Raw genomic sequence first — 20,275 nt, 5'->3', positions numbered from 1 at the left:
GCTTACTCCTTGTCCCAGAGGTAACAAACCTTGCTGTCGATCAAATCAACAACCTGATCGTAGGGCACGCGAATGCGCCGCAGTGTCGCCGCGTTGCCGTCGTAGTTAGGAAAGTCGTACACCGTGGAAAAATCGTTCGTGGTCGTGCGCGCGAGGTCTGTCTCCGGAATTTCAACGGGCAGGACCCGCTCGCCGTATGTAGTGATAACCCAGTCGCGTACGATCGACGCGTTAGCCTTGTTAGGCATGCGCGTAACCAGAATATCGATGAAATCGAACACCTTGGCTTCGTCGGCGGATTCTCCAAACTGCTTCATTCCGGAGACCATATCCGAGAAAAGCGACCAGAACTGCACCATCGATGCGAATGAAAGGGTGTCGGGCATCACTGGAACAATGACGCCATCGGCCGCAAACAGCGCGTTGATGGTGAGATAGCTCAGGGTGGGCGCCGTGTCTATGATGATGTAGTCGTACTCATCCTTGAGATCTTCCAGTCCGTCATTCAGCACATTCCAGAATTTAGCGCTCGGGGACGCATGAACGCGCGCTGGCAGCATGAATTCGGCGTTGAAAAGATCGGTCGACGAAGGTATGAGGTCGAGGTTCTCCCAATACGTTTGCATCGGGAGATTTTTCATGCTGAAGGCTTCTCCGCTTACGTACGCTTCGATCAGAGGCAGAATGGTTTGATCGCCATTGATTTCAGCGTGCGGGTTTATGCCGTACAGCGTGGTTGCGCTGCCCTGCGGGTCCATGTCGATATGCAACACGCGACGACCATGCCGCAGGGACAAACCTTGCGCGAGCACCATGGATGTCGTGGTCTTGGTGACACCGCCCTTGAAGTTGCCAATCGCGATGACCTTGCCTTTTTTCCCCTCGGGACGTTGCCTGGGCTTGCGTTCCGCGCGGACCCACTCAATGGTTTCCGCCAATGTGAACTGTCGGGCTGCGCCAGGCTTTTCTTGCGTCCCCTGCGGAAGTTCGCCTTTCTTGATCAGATAGGAGAAGCGGGCTTTGTCGATGCCGCACAGTTCCTGGAGTTTGCCGCTCGGGAACACCGGGGCAACCTTCCGCGGAAACGGTTGGAGCATCTGCGTGCGAATTCGCTCAAGCATTTTGGCGGAGCGCGCCGCCAAATTGACGAGGTCGTCCGGCGTCACCTCGATAGGTGGCGTCGAAAGGTTGATATCCATGTGTTCTTCCCGGTGGTGCTGGTTCTACCAAAAACGTGGATTCTCCCTTAAAAGGTAGAACCGACGGTAACCGAAGACTAAGAGGTATACGGAGTAAACGCAAGTAAACTTTGCCACGTGCCGACGGCCGGAAAGGCACGCGGGTAATGGACTGCGGGCAGAAAGATGAGAAATGACTTGAGGGAAAACAGGCGGTTGACCCTGCTTTAGGTCTGCGGAATCAGCGCGGACCGGGGAATTTTAAGCACTGGATTGTAGGAACCAGGCCTGTTTTACCTCAGGTGGTCCCGCGAACAAACACTGCCTTGACGTAAAGTCGCGTCGTGGAAAGGTGCGCATGGCCGAGGCGAGCCTGGATTTCCCGACAGTCCGCGCCTTGTCGAAGCGCGTGATGCGAATGAGTGTGGCGGATCCAGTGCGTGCTCGGATCGCGGGCCAGCTTCGGAATCACGCCAGCAAGCACGCGGCGAAATACCTGCCCAATTCCATCCGGCGTGAGGGAATGTCCTGTCCGAAAATTTGCAAGAAGCGGGGTATGGGGTGCGCAGGCAACCGGATTCCCAGGCAGCCCGCGAGCACGCAGGCTGGCGATAAGCAGTTCCACGACGGACTGAGGAATCGGAATGCGGCGATCCGGGCCTGACACCATGAGTTGCCAGCAGAGATTATCCGGGTTACGAGAGTTTTCGGACACGGCCTTGACCAGATGGCTTGTCGTGGCGCGGGCTAGTTCCGCTCGCCGCAAGCCAGTCGAGTATGCAAGGCTTAGAGCCAAAAAATCGCGTAATTCGCGTTCCGAGTAATGCACGCGCGTGTTCGACTGAACGACGTTACGCCACTGGCCGCAGCTCAAGGACCGTCCGGCGACGTCGATGCGCGGTCCGGTTGCGACACTCGCGCAGCGGGCAAACGGGTTGCTCGCCAGATAGTCCTGGCCTACCAGCCACTCGCCCATTGCGTGCAGAATCGCCCGGGCCGTTTCTCGGCTACGGTCCGAAAGCGCGCCAATAAAGGGGCGCCAATCGGGGTGTGTCCGCTCGATTTTCGCGCTTCCAATCCACCGGGCGGCGGGCTGCGGATCGATCAGAAATGTCTCGATATATTCCGCGCAGTCGCCGCTGCTCAACGACGACAGCGCTTTTCCCTTCGCGTGAATCGCCCAAAGAAGCAACCGTTCCGATTCGCGCCGATATGCACGAACCGTGTGAAGACTGTGCTGACGACTTGTAAGCCACGCATTGATCGCCTGCAAATCAGTGTCGAAGCCGCAGTCCACCGCAGGCCGGACCATGCGGTTCGTGCCGGCGGATCCGTCCAGTAGTGCCGGCACATCGAGCGCTTCCAGCGGTACGATTCCCTGCTGGCGTGGCCGCACGAGCGCCGGATCATTGCTGGCCAAGCGCCGGCGCGGCGTGACGGCGCGTTTCGACAGCGTGTGGCCCAACGAATCCGCGTGAAGGGAAAGCCAGTCCACGATGCGCCGTGCTGCTTTCGGCCCGACGCGCTCCACCCCGGCGTGCCAGCGATGCCCCCGGCGTTCAATAAACCCCAGCAGATCGGCAAGCGTATATATATGCGCCCGTTGCAATCTGTCCGCGATTGCAGGTTCAAGCCAGCTCGACACCGGATGGTCGGGCTGAGGCGCCTGAACCAGGCTGTTTTCCATCCGGGCGAGCGCGTCGGCCTGACGGCGGCGCAAGCGCGCGTTCCTGGATGCCCGGCGATCAAGCGGAGCGTTTTCCTGCGAATATTCCGCCCGATAAAGCTCAAGCAGTTCGGCTTCGCTATGAAATCCGTTCGGATCGACGGCCTCGCGATACGCGGCGAGCGTCGGCAACGCGCTGGCAGCAACGCGTTCTGCATCGGGAATGCTGCCGGGCCGCAGACGCAAGAGATGCGTTGCCTCGACATCGCGGGTCCGGCGGGCGGCGCTCGAAAGGGTATCGCGCAATAACCCGATAAGACGTCGTGTGCCGCGTACGTCCGTGGCCGCGTCGCCGTATGTGGCGTGCAATTGTTCGATCGACACGCCGTCCAGATACCCGCGATACAGTGCGAAGTGTTCGCGTGTGAGCCGCTTTATGGAAGCGCGGTTCTCGGGATTGCGGACGGAGGGCGTGTTCAAGGCGACCAGAATCGAATTAATTATGCTTTGGTTTCAAGAGGTTGGAGGAAGGCTACCAGCGTGGGCTTAGTTTGACAATAAAAAACGCTACATCTGATAAGTATACAGAGTGACATTGGATCCGAAGATCGCGCGGCCTTGTGCATCGACCGCGCGTCATGGCCGGTTACCTGGCGAGCGCCGCAGCAACAACCGTAGCGAGTGGCGTGGTCGGGCGTCCGAGGATTGCGCTCAATTGATGGCTGTCATCGAAGAGGGCGCCTTTCACGGTGCCTGTTCCCGAGTCGGAGATCAATGCGGCCACGGGCTCGGGGAGACCGACGCCGATCAACGCCGCTTTATAGTCGGCCTCGGACAGGTCTCGATACACCACCGCTTTACCCGATTGCCGCGCGACTTCCGCCGCGAGATCGGTGAGGGTGTAGGCGGTGTCGCCCGCCAGCTCGTAGATTTGGCCAGCTTGCGGGCCGCGGGTTATCACGAGCGCCGCCGCTTCGGCATAGTCGGCGCGGGCAGCCGATGAAATCCGGCCATCGCGCGAGTTGCCGAGAATCGCGCCATGCTCAAGCGCGGGCGCAAGGCTGCCTGTGTAGTTCTCCGTGTACCAGCCGTTGCGCAACACGACAAACGGCACGCCCGAGTCGCGCAACGCCGCTTCGGTTTCGCGATGCTCGCCCGCAAGACCGAGCGGCGAGGTATCGGCGTGCAACACGCTGGTGTAGGCGATCAATTCGACACCCGCGCGGCGGGCTGCATCAATAGCCGCACGATGCTGCGTGCCGCGCTTGCCAATTTCGCTCGATGAAACCAGCAGCAGCTTCTTGACGCCCGCGAACGCCGCGTCGAGCGTCGCGGGCTCGTTGTAATCCGCACGCCTGACCTGCACACCGCGGGCGGCAAGATCGGCGGCCTTCTCGGGCGTGCGCGCGGCCGCGACGATCTGCGAGGCGGGCACGGTTTTCAACAATGCTTCTATAACAAGCCGGCCAAGTTGGCCGGTGGCTCCGGTGACAGCAATCATGAAGTGACTCCTTGAACGGTTAAAAAACGGCGCGGGACACGACCGAATCCGCACGGTATCGGATAAACTAACTTTTCGTAAGTACGTACGCCGAGGTAAGTATCCGTGAAGTCGAATTTCGAATTGCCCATAGAAACCGTACCGCTGTCCGAACTCGTTCGACGCGGCGAGTTGCTTTCGGCCGACTGTCCGTCGCGCGAAGTGCTCAAGCACGTAACCAGCCGGTGGGGCGTGCTCGTACTGATGGTGCTGCTGGATGAAAAGACGTGCCGTTTCAGCGACCTGCGCCGCAAGGTGGATGGCGTAAGCGAAAAAATGCTCGCGCAGACGTTGCAGTGGCTAGCCGCCGATGGGTTTGTCGTGCGTACGTCGTATGACGTAGTGCCGCCGCACGTCGACTATCGGCTGACGCCGCTGGGCGACGAGGTCGCGCGGCAGGTGAGTTCGCTGGCCGACTGGATCGAGGTCAACCTCTCCCGGATATTGAGCGCGCGGACCGAACCCGCGAACGCATCTGGACACGTGTAGACGGGACTCGCAACGCATCGGCAAAATGCCTATAATGAATGTGCAAATTGCCAAGGCAGGATTTTGAGGATTTCGCCATGATCGCCGTCGCTTTCAAACCCACCGGGTCCGTCAATCCAAAGCGGGCCGAATTCGCGTTGCTCGCGGAGTTGCTCGACGCGTCGATTCACTCCGGACTGGATCTCGCGGAACTCGCGAGCGAACGGGTAGCGGTCGATGTCATCGACCGGTTGTCGGCGCACGGCCTGAAAGCGGACGAGCTGAATTTCATCATTCCGCGCCGAACGCTCACGCATCGCAGGCAAAACCAGGAACGTCTCTCGACCGAGGAATCCGACAAGGCCATCCGCCTCGCAAAGCTCGTCGCGCAGTCCGACACGGTTTTCGACAATCAGGACAAGTCGATGCAGTGGCTGAGAAGCCGGCAACGTCGTTTTGGCGGAAAGACCGCGCTCGATATGGCCAGCACGGAACACGGCGCGCGGCTGGTCGAAGAAGCGCTCGTGCAACTGGACGAAGGGTATTTCGGCTGATGGAGCTTTGGCGCATCAGCAATTACGCCGATCTGAAAGGCATTGGCGGATTGCGCGCGCCGGGGCGCTGGCATTTCACGGGGCAGCCGGTTGCGTATCTCGCTGAACACCCGGCCTCGGCGCTGCTCGAAATTCTCGTCCACCAGGAACTGAGTCACTCGGAATACGTTCCGGATTCCTACCAGCTGCTGCGCATTGAAGTGCCGGACGACATCCCGATCGCGGAACTGCTCGAAGCCGATACCCCCGAAGACTGGCGCACCGACATGCAATGGACGCAATCGGCCGGCACCGAATGGTTGGCCAGCGGAACAACCGCGTTGCTGAAAGTGCCGAGCGCCATTTTGCCCGCGACCAATTATGTGCTGAATCCGGCGCATCCCGACGCGGCCCGACTCGAGATCGCGGAAGTCATTCAGGTGCGCCATGACAGACGGATCTTGCGGCTGTTGTCGAAGGATTAGGCCTTCAAATGCGCGATGAGCAGATCCGCCACCGCGCCGGGCGCTTCCCTTGGTGGAAAGTGGCCGACTCCATTCAGCACCACGCGCCGGTATCCGCCAGTGAAATGCCGATCCATTCCTTCCGACGACGCCGGTTCATCGCAGAAATCCGCGCCGCCCTGGATCATCAGCGTCGGTACCGAAATCCGGTCGATGCCAGCCAGTCTTGACTGCAACGCAGCGTACTCAGGATCGGACACTTCGCCCTCACGCCAGCGCCGGCGATATCCGTTGAGTGTGATCGGCACCCAGTCGGGGTTATCGAAAGCAGCGGCGGTGCGCGCAAATTCGTTGTCATCGAACCAGCCCGGCGGCGACCACGTGTCCCACTGCAAACGTGCAAACCCTTTGGGATCGGCGGCGAGCGCGGCGGGACCGTCATCGAGCGACATGAACCATTGATACCAGAACTTGCGCGCCTGGCTGAAACGGGGTAACTCGAACGCGGCATTGGGTTGAAACGCGAGAGCAAGGGCAGCGATTCGACCGATGCGTTCGGGGAACAGCGCCGCCAGCGTGTAGGCCGCACGCGCACCCCAGTCGTGGCCGACCACATCGAAATGTTCAACGCCGAGCGCGTCAGCAAGGTCGATTGCATCCTGCGCGAGCGCGGCGGCCGATGCGTCGCGAAGAATGCCTGGCGAGAGAAAGCGGGTTTGGCCGTGGCCGCGCAGATCCGGGACGATGGTGCGAAAGCCCGATTCGGCGAGACGCGCTGCCACGGGTGTCCAGGCACGCGCGGCGTCGGGCCAGCCGTGCAGCAGCAGAACGGGCGGACCGTCAGCGGGACCGGATGTCGTGTACGCAATTTCAAGCCTCGCTGTTCGTGCGGTTTGTGCGGTTTGCGGGTCGTTTACCATGTGCGCTCTCCCGAAGTGCCTCGATGCATGATCGTTGCCGTTCGACACGTTTCTCGAACCGGGCGTTCCTCGATCCAATGTCGGATTAAGCGAAAAAGCAACTAACAATCTGCCCGCGCCGCGTCTTTCTTCTTGCCGGCCAGTTATCCAGACGGCCATATCCCGCCTAACTCGCATCGCGTAAAATTTCCCCTTCAATACAACAACGTCACGTCACCATGCCAACAACGCCCGCCGATAAACCTGGCCCGAAAGCGGGCGACGGCGTTGCTGTCATCGACCGCGCGTGTGCGATTCTTTTTGCATTCCGCCCCGACGACGACGCCCTCACGCTCGCCGAACTCGCCGCCCGGACCGGTCTGTACAAGAGCACGCTGTTGCGCCTTGCTGGCGCGCTGATCCAGCACCGTTTGCTGCTGCGTCGCGACGACGGCCGCTATCAGCTGGGGCCGTCCACGTTCATGCTGGGCGCCGTGTATCAACGCAGCCTGAATCTGGGCGACATTCTCGTTCCGCTCATGCGCGAACTCGCCGAAATCAGCGGCGAAAGCGTGTCGTTTTATGTTCGCGACGACGGCGTGCGCGTGTGTTTGCATCGTGTGGATTCGACGCACGCCGTGCGTTATCACGTGCGCGAAGGCGATGTGTTGCCGCTGGAAAGCGGTTCGGGCGGAATGGCGCTGCTGGCTTTTGGCGGCAAGCCGGGCGAGGTCTTCGAGCAGATTCGCGAGGACTTCTATTATGTATCGATGGGCGAGCGCGACCGGGAAACCGCGGGTGTATCGATGCCCGTCTTCGGTGTTCGCCAGACCTTGCGCGGCGTGATTACGCTTGCGGGACCGAGCTCGCGTATTGATCAGGCGTTCGTTGCAAACAACCTTGACGCGCTGTTCGATTGCGCCGCGCGCGCAACCGATGCGCTCGGCGGTGACGCCCGCGCGTTGCGCGCCGCGCAGCGCCGCGTGGCGGACGTTCAGGCCAGATGACGCTCGGGCTTGCCCGTGTACTTGTACGCCATCTGACGCGGCATCGGACCTTTATTGCGTTCTTTCCGGCCGCGCTGCTCCCACGCATGCGACAAGATGCCCACCGCCCGCGACAAACAAAACACGCCGCGCGCAAGCTCGGGCGCAAAGCCAAGCTCGGCATAAATCACGGCGGTCGCGCCATCGATGTTCATCGGCACCGGCTTGTTCTTGCGCGCTTTCAATAACGCCTCGATACCCCGCGCGACCGCCGCATATTTTCCGCCGATCACGCCGTGTTCAACGCTGGCATCGACTAAAGCAAGCAGCCTGGTTGCGCGCGGATCCACAGGATGAAACCTGTGCCCGAAGCCCGGCAGATACTTGCCGCGTTCGCCGATAAACGCATCGACGCCTTGCTCGACCGCATCTTCCAGCGCGGCGCCCGCGTTCTCCAGCGCGACGATCGAATCGTATAGCTCGACAGCTTGCTGGCCGGCGCCCCCGTGGACGTCGTCGAGTGCGTTGATCGCGGAAGCCATTGCGCCGTTCAGCGGCAAACCGCAACTCGTCGCCATGCGCGAGATGGCGATGGAAGGTGCGTGCGGCCCGTGGTCCACCGACGCCACCAGCGCGGCTTCAAATAAACCTGCCTGGTTTTTATCGGGCAATTCTCCGCGCAACATCAGCCAGATCATCTGCGGGAAACTTATCGAGCCAATCAGTTCCTGGATCGGAAAACCGCGCACGTTGATCGACCCCGGATGGATATCGATGATCGAGGTGCTCCAGTAATCCGCGGCGAGCGCGGCGGCGTCAAATTCCTGCGTCATGTTCAGATCACTCCTTCGGCGCGTAGCTGATCGATTTCCGTTGCGTCGAAACCCAGTGCGGAAAGATGTTCGCGTGTGTTCGCGGACAACACCGGCGCGGGCGATGCGGGCGCGGTGTCGGTATCGGCGAAACGAAAACCCGCGCGCGTGACGCGTTGCCGTGTTGCGGCGTCATCGCCGTTGAATTCATGCACGAATTCGCGCGATACCATATGCGGATGCGCGAGGATTTCGGGCACCGACATCACGCGTCCGGCGGGCACGCCGGCTTCGATGAATTTCGCGTCCCAGTTCACCGCGCTGTCCGAGGCCAACGCGGTTTCTATCTCCGCCTTCAACGCCGCACGATTCACCTTGCGCGTGTTGCGTTCCGAAAAGCGCGGGTCATCGGCGAGATCCGGCCGCCCGATCAAGCGGCACAAACTCACGAACTGCCGGGTCTCGTTTGCCGCGATGTTGAGCAAACCGTCGCCGGTCCTGAACGTGCCGGAGGGCGCGGCCGTGAAGTTTTCGTTGCCCATTGGCGCTGGCGTGACGCCTGCGTTCAGGTAGTTTGACACGACCCAGCCCATGGTAGAAAGCGTGGCTTCCAGCATGGATACATCCAGCATCCGTCCGCGGCCGCTGGCGCGCGCGTCGACCAGCGCGGCGCAAATCCCGAATGCGGCGGTCAGTCCGCCGACCGTGTCCGACACGGGATAACCGACCCGCAAGGGCGCGCTTTCCGGATCGCCGGTTACGCTCATCACGCCGGAAATGCCCTGGATGATCTGATCGTAAGCCGGGCGCTTCGATAATTCGCCATCCTTACCAAATCCGGAGATAGCACAATAGACGAGTTTCGGATTGATTTCGCTGAGCGCTTCGTAGCCGAGTTCAAGACGCGTCATCACGCCGGGCCGGAAATTCTCGACAAGTACGTCCGCGGTCTTCACCAGCGAGCGCAAAATTTCCTTGCCGCGTGCGTCTTTAAGATTCAGCGTGATCGATTGCTTGCCCGCGTTCACTGCAACAAACGAAGCGCCCATATCCCGCGCCGACGCTTCCTTGTCAGCGCCGAGCCGCCGGGCAAGATCGCCGCCTTCGGGATGCTCGACCTTGATCACTTCGGCGCCGAGCAGCGCAAGCTGATACGCGCAGAACGGCCCGGCGAGCACATTCGATAAATCCAGCACCCGTATTCCTGCTAACGGAAGCGTCATGTCAAACCCTCTTGTCCAAAAATACCCAACCTACATATGGCGCAACGCTCGACATCAATGGGAAATCTCGTCCAGATTGCGATTGTTCGTGCGCGGTCCAAAGATGCCGATGGCGCCCATCACCATGATCATCGATGCGCTAATCAGCGCGAACACGCCCGTCACTTCGAAGTGACGCAAGGCGAACGCGATCATGAAACCGGAGAACATGGCGGAAAGACGCGAGATGGAATAGACGAGACCCACGGCGCGTGCGCGCAGCCGCGTTGGGAAAAGCTCGGTCTGGTACGCGTGATACCCGACCGAGAGCAAGGTGCCGCACAACGTAATCAGCACGCCGAGAATCATCAGCATGACGGGCGATGTCTGCGTTGCAAACACACTCCCGAACACCGCAATGCCGAGCGCGGACAGCACAATCAGCGTCTTTCGTTCGATGCGGTCTGCAATCGCCATCCCGAGCAGCGGCCCGAACGGATTCGAGATCGCGATGACAAACGAATACAGCAGGCTATGCGTGATCGTGACGCCTTTGGAGACAAGCAGCGTGGGCACCCAGGAAGCGAAACCGTAGAAGCCGATCGCCTGGAAGAAGTTGAAGACAAGCATGGTGATCGCGCGCTTGCGATACGGCGGTTGCCAGATTTCGCGAAACGCGGCTTTGGTGGTCGCCGGTTCGACGGTCGCGACAGGCTCCGGCAGCGCACGTCCGTACTGCGCGGCGACTTTCGTTTCGAGTGCGTGAAGCACGTATTCGGCTTGCGCGGCGCGGCCCTGCTGCGCGAGCCAGCGTGGACTTTCCGGAACGCGCTGGCGGATCGCCCACACCACGAGCGCACCCAGCGCACCGATGATCACCACCCAGCGCCAGCCGTCGAGACCGAACGGCTTTTGCGGCACGAGCCACCACGCGAAAAACGCGACCGACGGAACGGCCGTGTATTGCACGAGGTGGACGAACGCGAACGCGCGGCCGCGCAAGTGCTTTGGCACGAGTTCACTGACGTAGGTATCGATGGTGACGAGCTCCACGCCCACGCCAATGCCCGCAATCAGCCGCCATATATTGATGGCGGGTGCGGTGCTCTGGAACGCCATGACCAGGGTCGCTATGGAATACCAGAGCAGCGACACGGTGAAGATGGTCTTGCGGCCGTATTTATCGGCGAGTCCTGCCAGGAAGAACGTGCCGATGAACAAGCCCGCGAACGATGCCGCCACGAACGCGCCAAGCCCCGACACGCCGAAGAACGACGCCGTGGTGGTCGAGTACAAGCCGCTTTTCACAAGGCCCGGACCTACGTAGGCGGTAAAAAACAGGTCGTAGAATTCAAACCAGCCGCCAATGGACAGCATGAAAACCAGCGCCCACACGGAGCGCGTGGCGGGCAGGCGATCAATGCGCGCGTTGATGCCGGGCACGGTTTCCCTGCCGCCGGCGTTTGGTTTTTGCGATCCACTAGTCGCATCGATTGGCAGACTTGCCATTTTCAACCCTCCTGCGGGCGTCTCGTTCGTTTTGTTCTGTTAGACAGAACGTCGTTCTGTTTGAAGGTGATGCGAGATTAGTGCGTGAGGAGGGCACGCGAAATAAGGGGTTTTACCTAGATGCAGCCATCAACGCGCTGCCGGCCTTAGCCAATCACTTTGCCCCGCCAAGGATCCAGTCAATGACCGTGTGTAAATCGGCATCGCTGATAGTGGGATTGGGCGGCATCGGAATTTCACCCCAGACACCGGCGCCGCCGTTGCGGACTTTCGCAAATAGCCTCTCAGGCGCGGAAGGATCGTTCTTGTACTTTTTTGCGACCGCCTGATAAGCCGGGCCGACGACCTGCGTTTTCACCGCATGACATCCAAGGCAATTGTTCTTCTGCACGATTGCCAAAGCCGCCGCACCGTCCGGCGTCGCACGCGCCGGCTGCGCTGTGAAGAGGGTGAATAGAAACGCAAATTCAAACGCAAGGCAAAGAGTTCCGCTCGACCCTTTCTTCATCGATCAGCCCGCCACCTTGTCTGCCGCATTGCTCGTCACGTGGCTTCGAAAGTCCATCGACGCGTTCGCTCTTAGTCCTTGATATCGAAGACAGGTGACGCGAAGGAACGATGCAAAGTTCGTCGTCTCGCCGAGATGCTGCGTGATCTCCTCATGCAACTTGGCGATGAGCTGGTTGGTGGTCATGTCGTTGTCGGCGGCGAGTTCGGACAGCGTCTGCCAGAACAGGTTCTCCAGCCGGATGGTTGTCGTCACGCCGCTGATGCGCACCGAGCGCGCGCGGCATTCGTAGAGAATCGGATCGGTTTGAGCGTAGATCCTGCACATGAACGAACTCCTTGCAGTGAAGGCGGAACCGCCCGATGGCGGCTCCGTTGCAGCGTCTAGATGCTGCGGCGTTTCATCTGGTCCGCTATGTAATCCGATTGCCGGATTGCCAGCGTCACGATGGTGAGCGTTGGATTTTCGGCCGCGCTGGTCGTGAACTGGCTGCCGTCGGAGATGAAGAGGTTGGGGACATCGAAAGTCTGGCCGTGCTTGTTGCAGACGCCGTCGCCCGGTTTCGCGCTCATCCTGCAAGTGCCGAGATTGTGCGTGGACGGATAGGGCGGGGTACGCAACGTCTTGACCGCGCCCGCGGCTGTATAGATGGCCTCGCCCTGCTTGAACGCATGCTCGCGCATGGCAGTATCGTTCGGATGGTCGTCGTAATGGACGTTCGCCACCGGCAAGCCGATCTGATCCTTCACGTCATGATTCAACGTGACGCGGTTCGTCTCGCGCGGCATGTCCTCGCCGACTATCCACATGCCCGCGGTATTTGCGTAGTTATCCATATAGTAGGTAAAGTCCGATCCCCACGCGCCCGGGTCAAAGAACGCCGCGGCAAACGGCAGGCCGAGCGAGATGGTCTCCATCTCGTAGCCGCCCGCGAAGCCGCGCTTCGGATTGAACCCGGCTTCGTCGGTGATGATGCCCGCCATCACCGTTCCCCTATAGAAATGCACCGGCTCCTTGAACACGCCGTAGACGGACCCCGTTGTATGGCGCATGTAGTTCCGTCCGACCTGGCCCGAACTGTTTGCAAGTCCGTCAGGATGTTTCGATGATTCCGAGAGCAACAAGAGCCGCGGCGTTTCTATGGAATTGCCCGCGACGCAGACCACGCGTGCGCGCTGGCGTTGTTGTTTGCCATCGGCGTCCGTATAGATCACGCTGCTTGCCTTTCCCGCCGCGTTCGTTTCAATACGCATCACATGCGACTCGGGACGCACTTCTAGGCGCCCGGTTGCTTCCCCTGCGGGGATCTCGGTGTAGAGCGTGGACCATTTCGCACCCGATTTGCAGCCCTGGAAGCAGAATCCCAGTTGCATGCACTGGCCACGTCCCGCGCGTGGGCGGCTGTTGATCGCCATGTGCCCGGTGTTGCAATCCTTGTAGCCGACCTTGGTCGCGCCATCGTAGAAGACCTTGAAGTTGTTGTTGCCCGGCAGTCCCGGAATGCCGTTTGTGCGCGTCACGCCCATCTTGTTCTCGGCGCGCGCGTAGTACGGTTGCAGGTCTGAAAGCGTGATCGGCCAGTCGAGCAGATTCGCTTGATCGATGGAACCATACGTGGTGCGCGCCTTGAACTCGTGTTCGTGAAAGCGCAGCGACGCGCCCGCCCAATGTGTTGTCGTGCCGCCGACGGTCTTGCAGATCCACGCCGGCAACTCGGGGAAGTCCTTCGCGACGCGCCAGTCTCCGGATGTAGTGCGCTTGTCGGTCCAGGCGAGTTGCCCGAAAGATTTCCATTCGTCGTTGATGAACGTGGCCGATGACTGGCGCTTGCCCGCTTCCAGTACTACGACTTTCACGCCCTTCTGGCACAACTCGTTCGCGAGCGTCCCGCCGCCCGCGCCCGAACCGACGATCACGACAACGGAATCGTCGTTGTAGTCGAACTTAGCCATGCTTGCCTCCTCGGCAGTTTTTGCGTTCAGGTTCGGGTTCAGGCGACCGGCGGACTCGCGCCGGCAGGCGGATTCGGCAACCATGTCAGGTCGTTGAATCCGCGGCCCACGTAGCCGCCCTTGCTGAACGCTTCGCCTTCGTAGCCGAAGTGCGCAAACGACATGTCGTTGTTATAGAGCGAGGTGACGCATTGCGCGCGCACGAGCAGCACGAACGGATCGGTCTGATTTGCCTCGACGATCGCCGTGCGCTGCGCGTCGGAGAGCGTCCCATTGCCGGTCCATTTGCCCTGCGCCGCGTCGTTCAGTTTCGCCACGCCGTTCTTGATCACGTCCATGGTCTTCTGATCGGTGGCTTTCGCATCGACATCCTTCACGGCCAGCGCGTAGACCGCGTCGGGCAACGTCTTGTGCGGGTAGAGCGTGCGCGAGAGCGTCATGATGGCGTCGGCCTGGGACTGATCGATGTGAGTCAGTTCCACCGCCCACGCGCGACTGGGCGCGAGCAGCGCGATGGGCGTGCCGGCCGCCAGTACGCCGGACAGGACCACGGAACCCTGGAGGAAGTGCCGGCGGCTCACGCGCGCGGGCGGCACGGCGAGATGTGTATGTGTATGTAAACCGGCCGCGGAACCTTGAAGGCCTTCGGCGGCGACGACGGCAATGGGGATTGCCTTGGGCATGATTGTCTCCTTTTATAGTTGTCCAGTACCTGCGTCAGTTCATACGTAGTGGCCCTCCCTCGATAACACTTCGATCTTGTAGCCGTCGGGATCCGTAATGAAGAAAAAGCGCGCGGCGACAGCGCCATCGTGCGTGAGCGACTTGAGTTCGCCCGGCTGCATGCCCTGGCTGATCAAACGATCGCGGAACGTGGCCAGATCGTCGACGGCGAACGCCACGTGACCGTAGCCCGTGCCGTGCGTATAGGGCGTGGCCGTCCCCTTGTTCAGCGTGAGTTCAATCTCCGCGCCGCTCTGTGGATCGCGAAGATAAACGAGCGTAAAAGTATCGAAATCAAGGCGATGCGATTCGCGCATGCCGAACGCGTCCTGATAGAACGCAATAGAGCGATCCAGCGCCTGGACGCGGATCATCAGGTGGAGGAATTTGGTCATGCGCGGCTCGTGTCATGGCGTCGCTTCAGTATGCAACGTTGGCAGAAAACCGGGTAATAGCGGGCTATTACGCTGCTTTAGCGGCCCTGTGTTTTCCCTTAAGGAGCGCGTTTGCTCGGGTTAAACACCTAGAACCGGCACGCCCTCGGCGCACGATCGATCAACGGGAGTTCGATGACATGCGAGCGAACGTATCGCCTCGAACGAGACGATACGACCAGACACTTTCGCGCCGGCTGAAGACCTGGCGCACAGCGAAAGCCAATGTTCAACAATCAACGCTCAATAAGCGCCCATGTAGTCGCGCTTGCCAATATCCACTCCGTTGTGACGCAGGATGGCGTACGCGGTCGTGACGTGAAAGAAGAACTGCGGCAAACCGTAGTGCTGCAGATAAGCGCTGCCGTTGAGCTTCTTCTCTTTCGGCGTACCCGGGCGCAGCACGATCTCCTTGTTTTCGCTGCCTTCGAATTGCGCGGCATCGAACGATGCGATGTGGGCCAGCGCCTTTGCAACCAGCGCCTGCAGATCGGCGAACGTGACTTCGGTATCGGGCCATGACGGTACTTCAGCGCCTGCGAGCCGCGAGCTTACGCCCTTCGAGAAATCAACGGCGATCTGCACCTGGCGCACGAGCGGGAACATGTCCGGGAACAGGCGTGCCTGCAACAGCGCGTTCGGTTCGATGTTCTTTTCGGTTGCGTGCACTTCGGCTTTGCGCAGCACCTCGGACAAAGCCGTCAGCATTTGCTTGAAGACCGGGACGGATGCGTTGTAGATGGAAATGGTCATGGTCTCTCTGGGAATAGGGTGGATGTCCGTATGCCGGCGCAGAGGGCAACGCGCCTGATAGATGGATTGAGCGATTGGATCCGTTGGTCCGGCGCGAAGTCAGATGAAGCTATAACGCCGTTAACCGCGCCAGATTATAAGCGTCCGCGAAAACGACGCCCGCCCGAGCAACGCAACGGCTAGGGAAAACCCGATATCACATGAACGCGTAAAACGGGTTTATGCTGCGTTTGTTCTTGATATACCATATTGGGTATATTTAAATAATGATGCTGCGCTTCATACCAACAGGGAGACACCCACCTCAATGGCTGATACGTATGTTGGAATCCGCCCGACGCCCCTGACGCTTGCACTTGTGCCGATCAGTGCATCGGCTTCGTTGCGCGACCAGGCGTATGCGCGGCTGAAGCAGGCTATTGCCGATGCGGATATTTACCGGTCGCGCGAAGAGATCCGGCTCGACGAAAAGGAACTGACCGAAGCGCTCGGCGTGAGCCGGACGCCGGTTCGCGAGGCGATGACGCTGCTTGAACAGGAAGGTTTCCTGCGCACGGTGCCGCGACGCGGCATCTATATTCAGCGCAAGACGAAGCGCGAAATCGTCGACATGATCTATATGTGGGCTGCGCTCGAAAGCATGGCCGCGCGGCTCGCGACGCTGCACGCGTCGGAGGAGGACATAGCGGGATTGCGCCGCATGTTCGACGATTTCCGCGATGCCACGCCGGCCGACCATATAGAAGAGTATTCGGAAGCAAACCTCGCGTTTCATCAGGCGATTCTGGAGTTATCGCAATCGCAGGTGATTCTCGACACAATGAAAAACCTCTTCGTTCATGTGCGCGCAATCCGCCGCATGACGATTGCGCAGAGCGACCGCGCGTCGCGATCGATCGTGGATCACATGCATATCATTGAGGCGCTGGAGCAGCGGGATACTGAGCGCGTCGAAAGTCTCGTCCGGCAGCATTCGGTGGAACTCGCGCAATTCGTGGAGACGAATTGCGATTTTCTCGATTGAGGGTCGTGGTTTTGTTTGGCTGCGTTTGGCTTGAGGCCGTGTAAATCCGGCTGACTATGTTCGCTCACAGCCCGTTACTGTTAGGAATCCGTATGGTTTTACGCAAGCGTTTGCGCCTGACTTTCTCACCACTCAACCCCGTTCAAAACGGCCAAGGCTTTCAACCTGCCGCTTGTTTTTACGAGGCCGGAAATCAACCAAAATTCATTGGCCGCAAAAATTCCGAAGTCACCGCAAGTTGGTGCAACGCAAACATAAAAGCGCCAGGAACCGTATCAAATCGTCCCAAACCTATTCGCCGCAGTGCAGCAATGACGTATCGAAACAAAAAGCTGCTTGACTAATACTGTGTGTGGAATATTGTATATCACGAACTACACAAACACCCCGCCAAAGGAGGAGACGTCATGGCCGAAGTAGTAAGCAATCCGCAGAGCGCCACTGCAAACGACACGCTGGAAGAAAAGAAGGCGGAAACGACGGATGGATTTCATCTGGTCATCGATGCACTGAAGCTGAACGACATTCACACCATTTTCGGTCTGGTGGGCATTCCCATCACGGACCTCGCGCGTCTCGCGCAAGCCGAAGGCATGCGCTTTATTGGCTTTCGCCATGAGCAGCATGCGGGCAACGCAGCCGCCATCGCCGGTTACATGACCAAGAAGCCGGGCATCTGCCTGACTGTGTCCGCGCCGGGCTTCCTGAATGGCCTGACCGCGCTCGCCAACGCGACCACCAACTGCTTCCCGATGATCCTGATCAGCGGTTCGAGCGAGCGTGAGATCGTCGACTTGCAGCAGGGCGACTATGAGGAAATGGACCAGTTGAACGCGGCGAAGCCGTATGCGAAGGCCGCGTATCGCGTATTGCATGCGGAGGATATTGGCGTCGGTATCGCGCGTGCGATCCGTGCGGCTGTGTCCGGGCGTCCGGGCGGTGTTTATCTGGACCTGCCGGCCAAGCTGCTCGCGCAGACCATCGATGCCGTCAAGGCGCAGCAATCGCTGATCAAGGTTGTCGATGCCGCGCCGAGCCAGCTTCCCGCTCCGGATTCGGTCAAGCGCGCAATCGACGTATTGAAGGGCGCGAAGCGTCCGCTGATCTTGCTCGGCAAGGGCGCGGCCTACGCGCAAGCCGACGCTGAAATCCGCGCATTCGTGGAGAAGAGCGGCATTCCGTATCTGCCGATGTCCATGGCGAAGGGCCTCTTGCCCGATACACACGAACAATCGGCGTCGGCTGCCCGCTCGTTCGTGCTGCAGGAAGCGGACGTCGTGGTGCTGATCGGCGCGCGGCTGAACTGGCTGCTGTCGCACGGCAAGGGCAAGACGTGGGGCGCGGCACCGAAGAAGTTCGTCCAGATCGACATTTCGCCGACGGAAATCGACAGCAACGTTGCGATCGCCGCGCCGGTGATCGGCGACATTGGTTCGTGCGTGTCGGCGCTGCTGACGGAAATCCAGTCGGGCGGCTTCACGAAGCCGAGCGTGGAATGGACCGGCGCGATCACGGAAAGGAAGAGCAAGAACCTCGCGAAGATGGCCGCGACGCTCGAGCAAAATCCGTCGCCGATGAACTTCCACAGCGCCTTGCGCGCAATCCGCGACGTGCTGAAGACGCGTCCGGACATCAACGTGGTGAACGAAGGCGCGAACACGCTGGACTATGCGCGCAGCATCATCGACATGTACGAACCGCGCAAGCGCTTCGATTCCGGCACGTGGGGAATCATGGGCATCGGCATGGGCTTCGCGATTGGCGCGGCTGTGACGAGCGGCAAGCCGGTGGTCGCCATCGAAGGCGACAGCGCGTTTGGCTTCAGCGGCATGGAACTCGAAACCATCTGCCGATACGACCTGCCCGTTGTCACCATCGTCTTCAATAACAACGGCGTGTATCGCGGCACGGACGTGAACCCGACCGGCGGCAAGGACGTTGCGCCGACCGTGTTCGTGAAGGGCGCGCGCTACGACAAGATGATCGAGGCGTTCGGCGGCGTGGGCTTTAACGCCGAGACGCCGGCGCAACTGACCAAGGCGCTGCTGGAAGGTATTGCATCAGGCAAGCCGACGCTGATCAACGCTGTTATCGACGAAGCTGCCGGCACGGAGAGCGGCCGTCTGACGAACCTCAATCCGCAAAGCGCGGCGATGAAAAAGTAAGGCAACGCCCAAGGAGACATGACATGAGCAAACCACTCGACGGCATCAAGATCATCGACTTCACGCACGTCCAGGCCGGCCCGGCCTGTACGCAGTTACTCGCGTGGTTCGGTGCAGACGTGATCAAGGTCGAACGTCCAGGTTCGGGCGATGTGACACGTAACCAGTTGCGCGACATTCCCGACGCCGACGCGCTGTACTTCACCATGTTGAACAGCAACAAGAAGTCCCTCACGCTCGACACGAAAAAGCCCGAAGGCAAGGAAGTGCTGGAAAAGCTGATCCGCGAGTCCGATGTGCTGGTGGAGAACTTTGGTCCGGGCGCGCTCGACCGGATGGGTTTTTCGTGGGAACGGTTGAATGAGTTGAACCCGAAGATGATCGTGGCGTCGGTGAAAGGCTTCAGCGACGGCCATCATTACGACGACCTGAAAGTCTATGAAAACGTCGCTCAGTGTGCGGGCGGCGCGGCATCGACCACCGGCTTCTGGGACGGTCCTCCGACCATCAGCGCCGCCGCGCTCGGCGACAGCAACACGGGCATGCATCTGGCCATCGGCATTCTGACGGCCCTGATTGGCCGCGATAAAACCGGCAAGGGCCAGAAGGTCGCGGTATCGATGCAGGACAGCGTGTTGAACCTGTGCCGCGTGAAGCTGCGCGACCAGCAGCGTCTGGACCGCGTGGGTTATCTGGAAGAGTATCCGCAGTATCCGCACGGCGAATTCAGCGACGTGGTTCCGCGCGGCGGCAACGCCGGCGGCGGCGGTCAGCCGGGCTGGATCCTGAAATGCAAGGGCTGGGAAACGGACCCGAACGCGTACATCTACTTCACGATCCAGGGTCATGCCTGGGCGCCAATCTGCAAGGCGCTTGGCAAGCCGGAATGGATCGACGACCCGGCGTACAAGACGGCTGAGGCACGTCAACCGCACATCTTCGATATCTTCGCGACCATTGAAGAGTGGCTTGCCGACAAGACGAAATTCGAAGCTGTCGATATCCTGCGCAAGTTCGATATTCCGTGTGCGCCAGTGCTGACCATGAAGGAACTGGCGAACGATCCGTCGCTGCGCGCAAGCGGCACGATCGTGGAAGTGCCGCACAGCGTTCGCGGCTCGTATCTCACGGTCGGCAGCCCGATCAAGTTTTCGGACCTGAAGCCGGAAGTGACCGCTTCGCCGCTGCTCGGCGAGCACACGGAAGAAGTTTTGGCGAGCCTCGGTTACAGCCAGCAGGAAATCTTCAACCTGAAGGAAATCCAGGCAGTGTGAGCGTCTGGTTCATGTAGCAAAAAGTAGTCGAAGCACCGGGGTCTCATTCTTCGAGACCCCGCACAATGCGGCGTCACAAAGCGGACGCCGCGTTGACTGAATCACTGCCCTTCCAGATTTGGCGGAATCGCGATCGATTACAAGTCGGTCAACCGCCGCAGCCGTCGATACCCTTACGGATGAAT

General features: G+C 60.1%; 21 protein-coding genes. 8 read left to right on the top strand and 13 right to left on the bottom strand.

Translation table 11 applies throughout. The features are described 5' to 3' along the window. Positions 1 to 2 precede the first annotated feature (2 nt). The 3 genes from AWB64_RS16510 to AWB64_RS16500 form a co-directional block, all read right to left on the bottom strand. Complete coding sequence (locus AWB64_RS16510; protein WP_060856501.1) at positions 3 to 1,199, bottom strand: ParA family protein; 1,197 nt, start codon at positions 1,197 to 1,199, stop codon at positions 3 to 5. A gap of 277 nt (positions 1,200 to 1,476) precedes the next feature. Next, positions 1,477 to 3,324, bottom strand: a complete 1,848-nt coding sequence (locus tag AWB64_RS16505; RefSeq protein WP_060856500.1) for a site-specific integrase — start codon at positions 3,322 to 3,324, stop codon at positions 1,477 to 1,479. A gap of 166 nt (positions 3,325 to 3,490) precedes the next feature. Then, entirely contained in the window at positions 3,491 to 4,345 is an 855-nt protein-coding gene (locus AWB64_RS16500; RefSeq protein ID WP_060856499.1) for an SDR family oxidoreductase, read from the bottom strand. A 105-nt stretch (positions 4,346 to 4,450) separates the two neighbouring features. Between AWB64_RS16500 and AWB64_RS16495 the strand changes: the two genes are divergently transcribed. The 3 genes from AWB64_RS16495 (at position 4,451) to AWB64_RS16485 (ending at position 5,870) form a co-directional block, all read left to right on the top strand. Continuing rightward, complete coding sequence (locus AWB64_RS16495; protein WP_060856498.1) at positions 4,451 to 4,873, top strand: winged helix-turn-helix transcriptional regulator; 423 nt, start codon at positions 4,451 to 4,453, stop codon at positions 4,871 to 4,873. A 77-nt stretch (positions 4,874 to 4,950) separates the two neighbouring features. After that, entirely contained in the window at positions 4,951 to 5,406 is a 456-nt protein-coding gene (locus AWB64_RS16490) for an Xre family toxin-antitoxin system antitoxin (RefSeq protein WP_060856563.1), read from the top strand. Beyond that, the gene (locus AWB64_RS16485) at positions 5,403 to 5,870 is read left to right on the top strand and encodes an RES family NAD+ phosphorylase (RefSeq protein WP_099050550.1); all 468 of its coding nucleotides are present in this window, start codon (positions 5,403 to 5,405) and stop codon (positions 5,868 to 5,870) included. Before AWB64_RS16490 ends, AWB64_RS16485 begins: the two co-directional genes overlap by 4 nt. Here AWB64_RS16485 and AWB64_RS16480 read toward each other — a convergent pair. After that, positions 5,867 to 6,769 (bottom strand): alpha/beta fold hydrolase, encoded by a 903-nt coding sequence (locus AWB64_RS16480; protein ID WP_060856496.1) that lies wholly within the window; start codon positions 6,767 to 6,769, stop codon positions 5,867 to 5,869. The two genes, AWB64_RS16485 and AWB64_RS16480, sit on opposite strands and share 4 nt — an antisense overlap. Before the next feature lie 218 nt (positions 6,770 to 6,987). Between AWB64_RS16480 and AWB64_RS16475 the strand changes: the two genes are divergently transcribed. Next, a complete protein-coding gene (locus AWB64_RS16475) occupies positions 6,988 to 7,755 on the top strand; it encodes an IclR family transcriptional regulator (RefSeq protein WP_060856495.1) in 768 nt (255 codons plus the stop codon). Here AWB64_RS16475 and AWB64_RS16470 read toward each other — a convergent pair. The 9 genes from AWB64_RS16470 to AWB64_RS16430 all read right to left on the bottom strand — a co-directional run bounded on the left by AWB64_RS16470 (position 7,743) and on the right by AWB64_RS16430 (position 15,627). Next, positions 7,743 to 8,567, bottom strand: coding sequence for a citryl-CoA lyase (locus AWB64_RS16470; protein ID WP_060856494.1), 825 nt, complete (start codon positions 8,565 to 8,567; stop codon positions 7,743 to 7,745). The two genes, AWB64_RS16475 and AWB64_RS16470, sit on opposite strands and share 13 nt — an antisense overlap. A gap of 2 nt (positions 8,568 to 8,569) precedes the next feature. Next, entirely contained in the window at positions 8,570 to 9,769 is a 1,200-nt protein-coding gene (locus tag AWB64_RS16465; RefSeq protein ID WP_060856493.1) for a CaiB/BaiF CoA transferase family protein, read from the bottom strand. A gap of 54 nt (positions 9,770 to 9,823) precedes the next feature. Then, positions 9,824 to 11,257 (bottom strand): MFS transporter, encoded by a 1,434-nt coding sequence (locus AWB64_RS16460; protein WP_082850508.1) that lies wholly within the window; start codon positions 11,255 to 11,257, stop codon positions 9,824 to 9,826. A gap of 154 nt (positions 11,258 to 11,411) precedes the next feature. Beyond that, positions 11,412 to 11,765 (bottom strand): c-type cytochrome, encoded by a 354-nt coding sequence (locus tag AWB64_RS16455; protein ID WP_060856492.1) that lies wholly within the window; start codon positions 11,763 to 11,765, stop codon positions 11,412 to 11,414. A 3-nt stretch (positions 11,766 to 11,768) separates the two neighbouring features. Continuing rightward, the gene (locus tag AWB64_RS16450; RefSeq protein WP_060856491.1) at positions 11,769 to 12,092 is read right to left on the bottom strand and encodes a ribbon-helix-helix domain-containing protein; all 324 of its coding nucleotides are present in this window, start codon (positions 12,090 to 12,092) and stop codon (positions 11,769 to 11,771) included. Between the two features lie 56 nt (positions 12,093 to 12,148). Next, positions 12,149 to 13,717, bottom strand: a complete 1,569-nt coding sequence (locus AWB64_RS16445; RefSeq protein WP_060856561.1) for a GMC family oxidoreductase — start codon at positions 13,715 to 13,717, stop codon at positions 12,149 to 12,151. 38 nt (positions 13,718 to 13,755) lie between these two features. Beyond that, on the bottom strand, positions 13,756 to 14,400 hold the full coding sequence (locus AWB64_RS16440) for a twin-arginine translocation signal domain-containing protein (protein ID WP_157766640.1): 645 nt from the start codon (positions 14,398 to 14,400) through the stop codon (positions 13,756 to 13,758). A gap of 39 nt (positions 14,401 to 14,439) precedes the next feature. Beyond that, entirely contained in the window at positions 14,440 to 14,835 is a 396-nt protein-coding gene (locus AWB64_RS16435) for a VOC family protein (protein WP_060856490.1), read from the bottom strand. Positions 14,836 to 15,117: 282 nt separating this feature from the next. Beyond that, on the bottom strand, positions 15,118 to 15,627 hold the full coding sequence (locus tag AWB64_RS16430) for a DUF1993 domain-containing protein (RefSeq protein ID WP_060856489.1): 510 nt from the start codon (positions 15,625 to 15,627) through the stop codon (positions 15,118 to 15,120). 307 nt (positions 15,628 to 15,934) lie between these two features. On the opposite strand from AWB64_RS16430, the gene AWB64_RS16425 reads away from it, so the two are divergent. The 4 genes from AWB64_RS16425 to frc all read left to right on the top strand — a co-directional run bounded on the left by AWB64_RS16425 (position 15,935) and on the right by frc (position 20,090). Then, positions 15,935 to 16,651, top strand: a complete 717-nt coding sequence (locus AWB64_RS16425) for a GntR family transcriptional regulator (RefSeq protein WP_060856488.1) — start codon at positions 15,935 to 15,937, stop codon at positions 16,649 to 16,651. Between the two features lie 92 nt (positions 16,652 to 16,743). Further along, a complete protein-coding gene (locus AWB64_RS31590; protein WP_157766639.1) occupies positions 16,744 to 16,995 on the top strand; it encodes a hypothetical protein in 252 nt (83 codons plus the stop codon). Positions 16,996 to 17,058: 63 nt separating this feature from the next. Continuing rightward, complete coding sequence (gene oxc / locus AWB64_RS16420) at positions 17,059 to 18,816, top strand: oxalyl-CoA decarboxylase (protein ID WP_060856487.1); 1,758 nt, start codon at positions 17,059 to 17,061, stop codon at positions 18,814 to 18,816. 23 nt (positions 18,817 to 18,839) lie between these two features. Next, complete coding sequence (gene frc / locus AWB64_RS16415) at positions 18,840 to 20,090, top strand: formyl-CoA transferase (RefSeq protein ID WP_060856486.1); 1,251 nt, start codon at positions 18,840 to 18,842, stop codon at positions 20,088 to 20,090. Positions 20,091 to 20,275: the final 185 nt, after the last annotated feature.

It is taken from the genome of Caballeronia sordidicola, assembly GCF_001544455.2.
Taxonomy (GTDB): domain Bacteria; phylum Pseudomonadota; class Gammaproteobacteria; order Burkholderiales; family Burkholderiaceae; genus Caballeronia; species Caballeronia sordidicola.
This window is presented reverse-complemented; position numbering and strand designations above follow the sequence as displayed.

Bases quoted from the DNA above. Each gene is read 5' to 3' on its own strand.
- AWB64_RS16425 (WP_060856488.1), top strand. From the start codon at position 15,935: ATGGCTGATACGTATGTTGGAATCCGCCCGACGCCCCTGACGCTTGCA.
- AWB64_RS16480 (WP_060856496.1), bottom strand. From the start codon at position 6,769: ATGGTAAACGACCCGCAAACCGCACAAACCGCACGAACAGCGAGGCTT.
- AWB64_RS16490 (WP_060856563.1), top strand. From the start codon at position 4,951: ATGATCGCCGTCGCTTTCAAACCCACCGGGTCCGTCAATCCAAAGCGG.
- AWB64_RS16440 (WP_157766640.1), bottom strand. From the start codon at position 14,400: ATGCCCAAGGCAATCCCCATTGCCGTCGTCGCCGCCGAAGGCCTTCAA.
- frc (WP_060856486.1), top strand. From the start codon at position 18,840: ATGAGCAAACCACTCGACGGCATCAAGATCATCGACTTCACGCACGTC.
- AWB64_RS16450 (WP_060856491.1), bottom strand. From the start codon at position 12,092: ATGTGCAGGATCTACGCTCAAACCGATCCGATTCTCTACGAATGCCGC.
- AWB64_RS16460 (WP_082850508.1), bottom strand. From the start codon at position 11,257: ATGGCAAGTCTGCCAATCGATGCGACTAGTGGATCGCAAAAACCAAAC.
- AWB64_RS16465 (WP_060856493.1), bottom strand. From the start codon at position 9,769: ATGACGCTTCCGTTAGCAGGAATACGGGTGCTGGATTTATCGAATGTG.
- AWB64_RS16475 (WP_060856495.1), top strand. From the start codon at position 6,988: ATGCCAACAACGCCCGCCGATAAACCTGGCCCGAAAGCGGGCGACGGC.
- AWB64_RS16455 (WP_060856492.1), bottom strand. From the start codon at position 11,765: ATGAAGAAAGGGTCGAGCGGAACTCTTTGCCTTGCGTTTGAATTTGCG.
- AWB64_RS16430 (WP_060856489.1), bottom strand. From the start codon at position 15,627: ATGACCATTTCCATCTACAACGCATCCGTCCCGGTCTTCAAGCAAATG.
- AWB64_RS16470 (WP_060856494.1), bottom strand. From the start codon at position 8,567: ATGACGCAGGAATTTGACGCCGCCGCGCTCGCCGCGGATTACTGGAGC.
- AWB64_RS16445 (WP_060856561.1), bottom strand. From the start codon at position 13,717: ATGGCTAAGTTCGACTACAACGACGATTCCGTTGTCGTGATCGTCGGT.
- AWB64_RS16435 (WP_060856490.1), bottom strand. From the start codon at position 14,835: ATGACCAAATTCCTCCACCTGATGATCCGCGTCCAGGCGCTGGATCGC.
- AWB64_RS31590 (WP_157766639.1), top strand. From the start codon at position 16,744: ATGGTTTTACGCAAGCGTTTGCGCCTGACTTTCTCACCACTCAACCCC.
- AWB64_RS16510 (WP_060856501.1), bottom strand. From the start codon at position 1,199: ATGGATATCAACCTTTCGACGCCACCTATCGAGGTGACGCCGGACGAC.
- AWB64_RS16500 (WP_060856499.1), bottom strand. From the start codon at position 4,345: ATGATTGCTGTCACCGGAGCCACCGGCCAACTTGGCCGGCTTGTTATA.
- oxc (WP_060856487.1), top strand. From the start codon at position 17,059: ATGGCCGAAGTAGTAAGCAATCCGCAGAGCGCCACTGCAAACGACACG.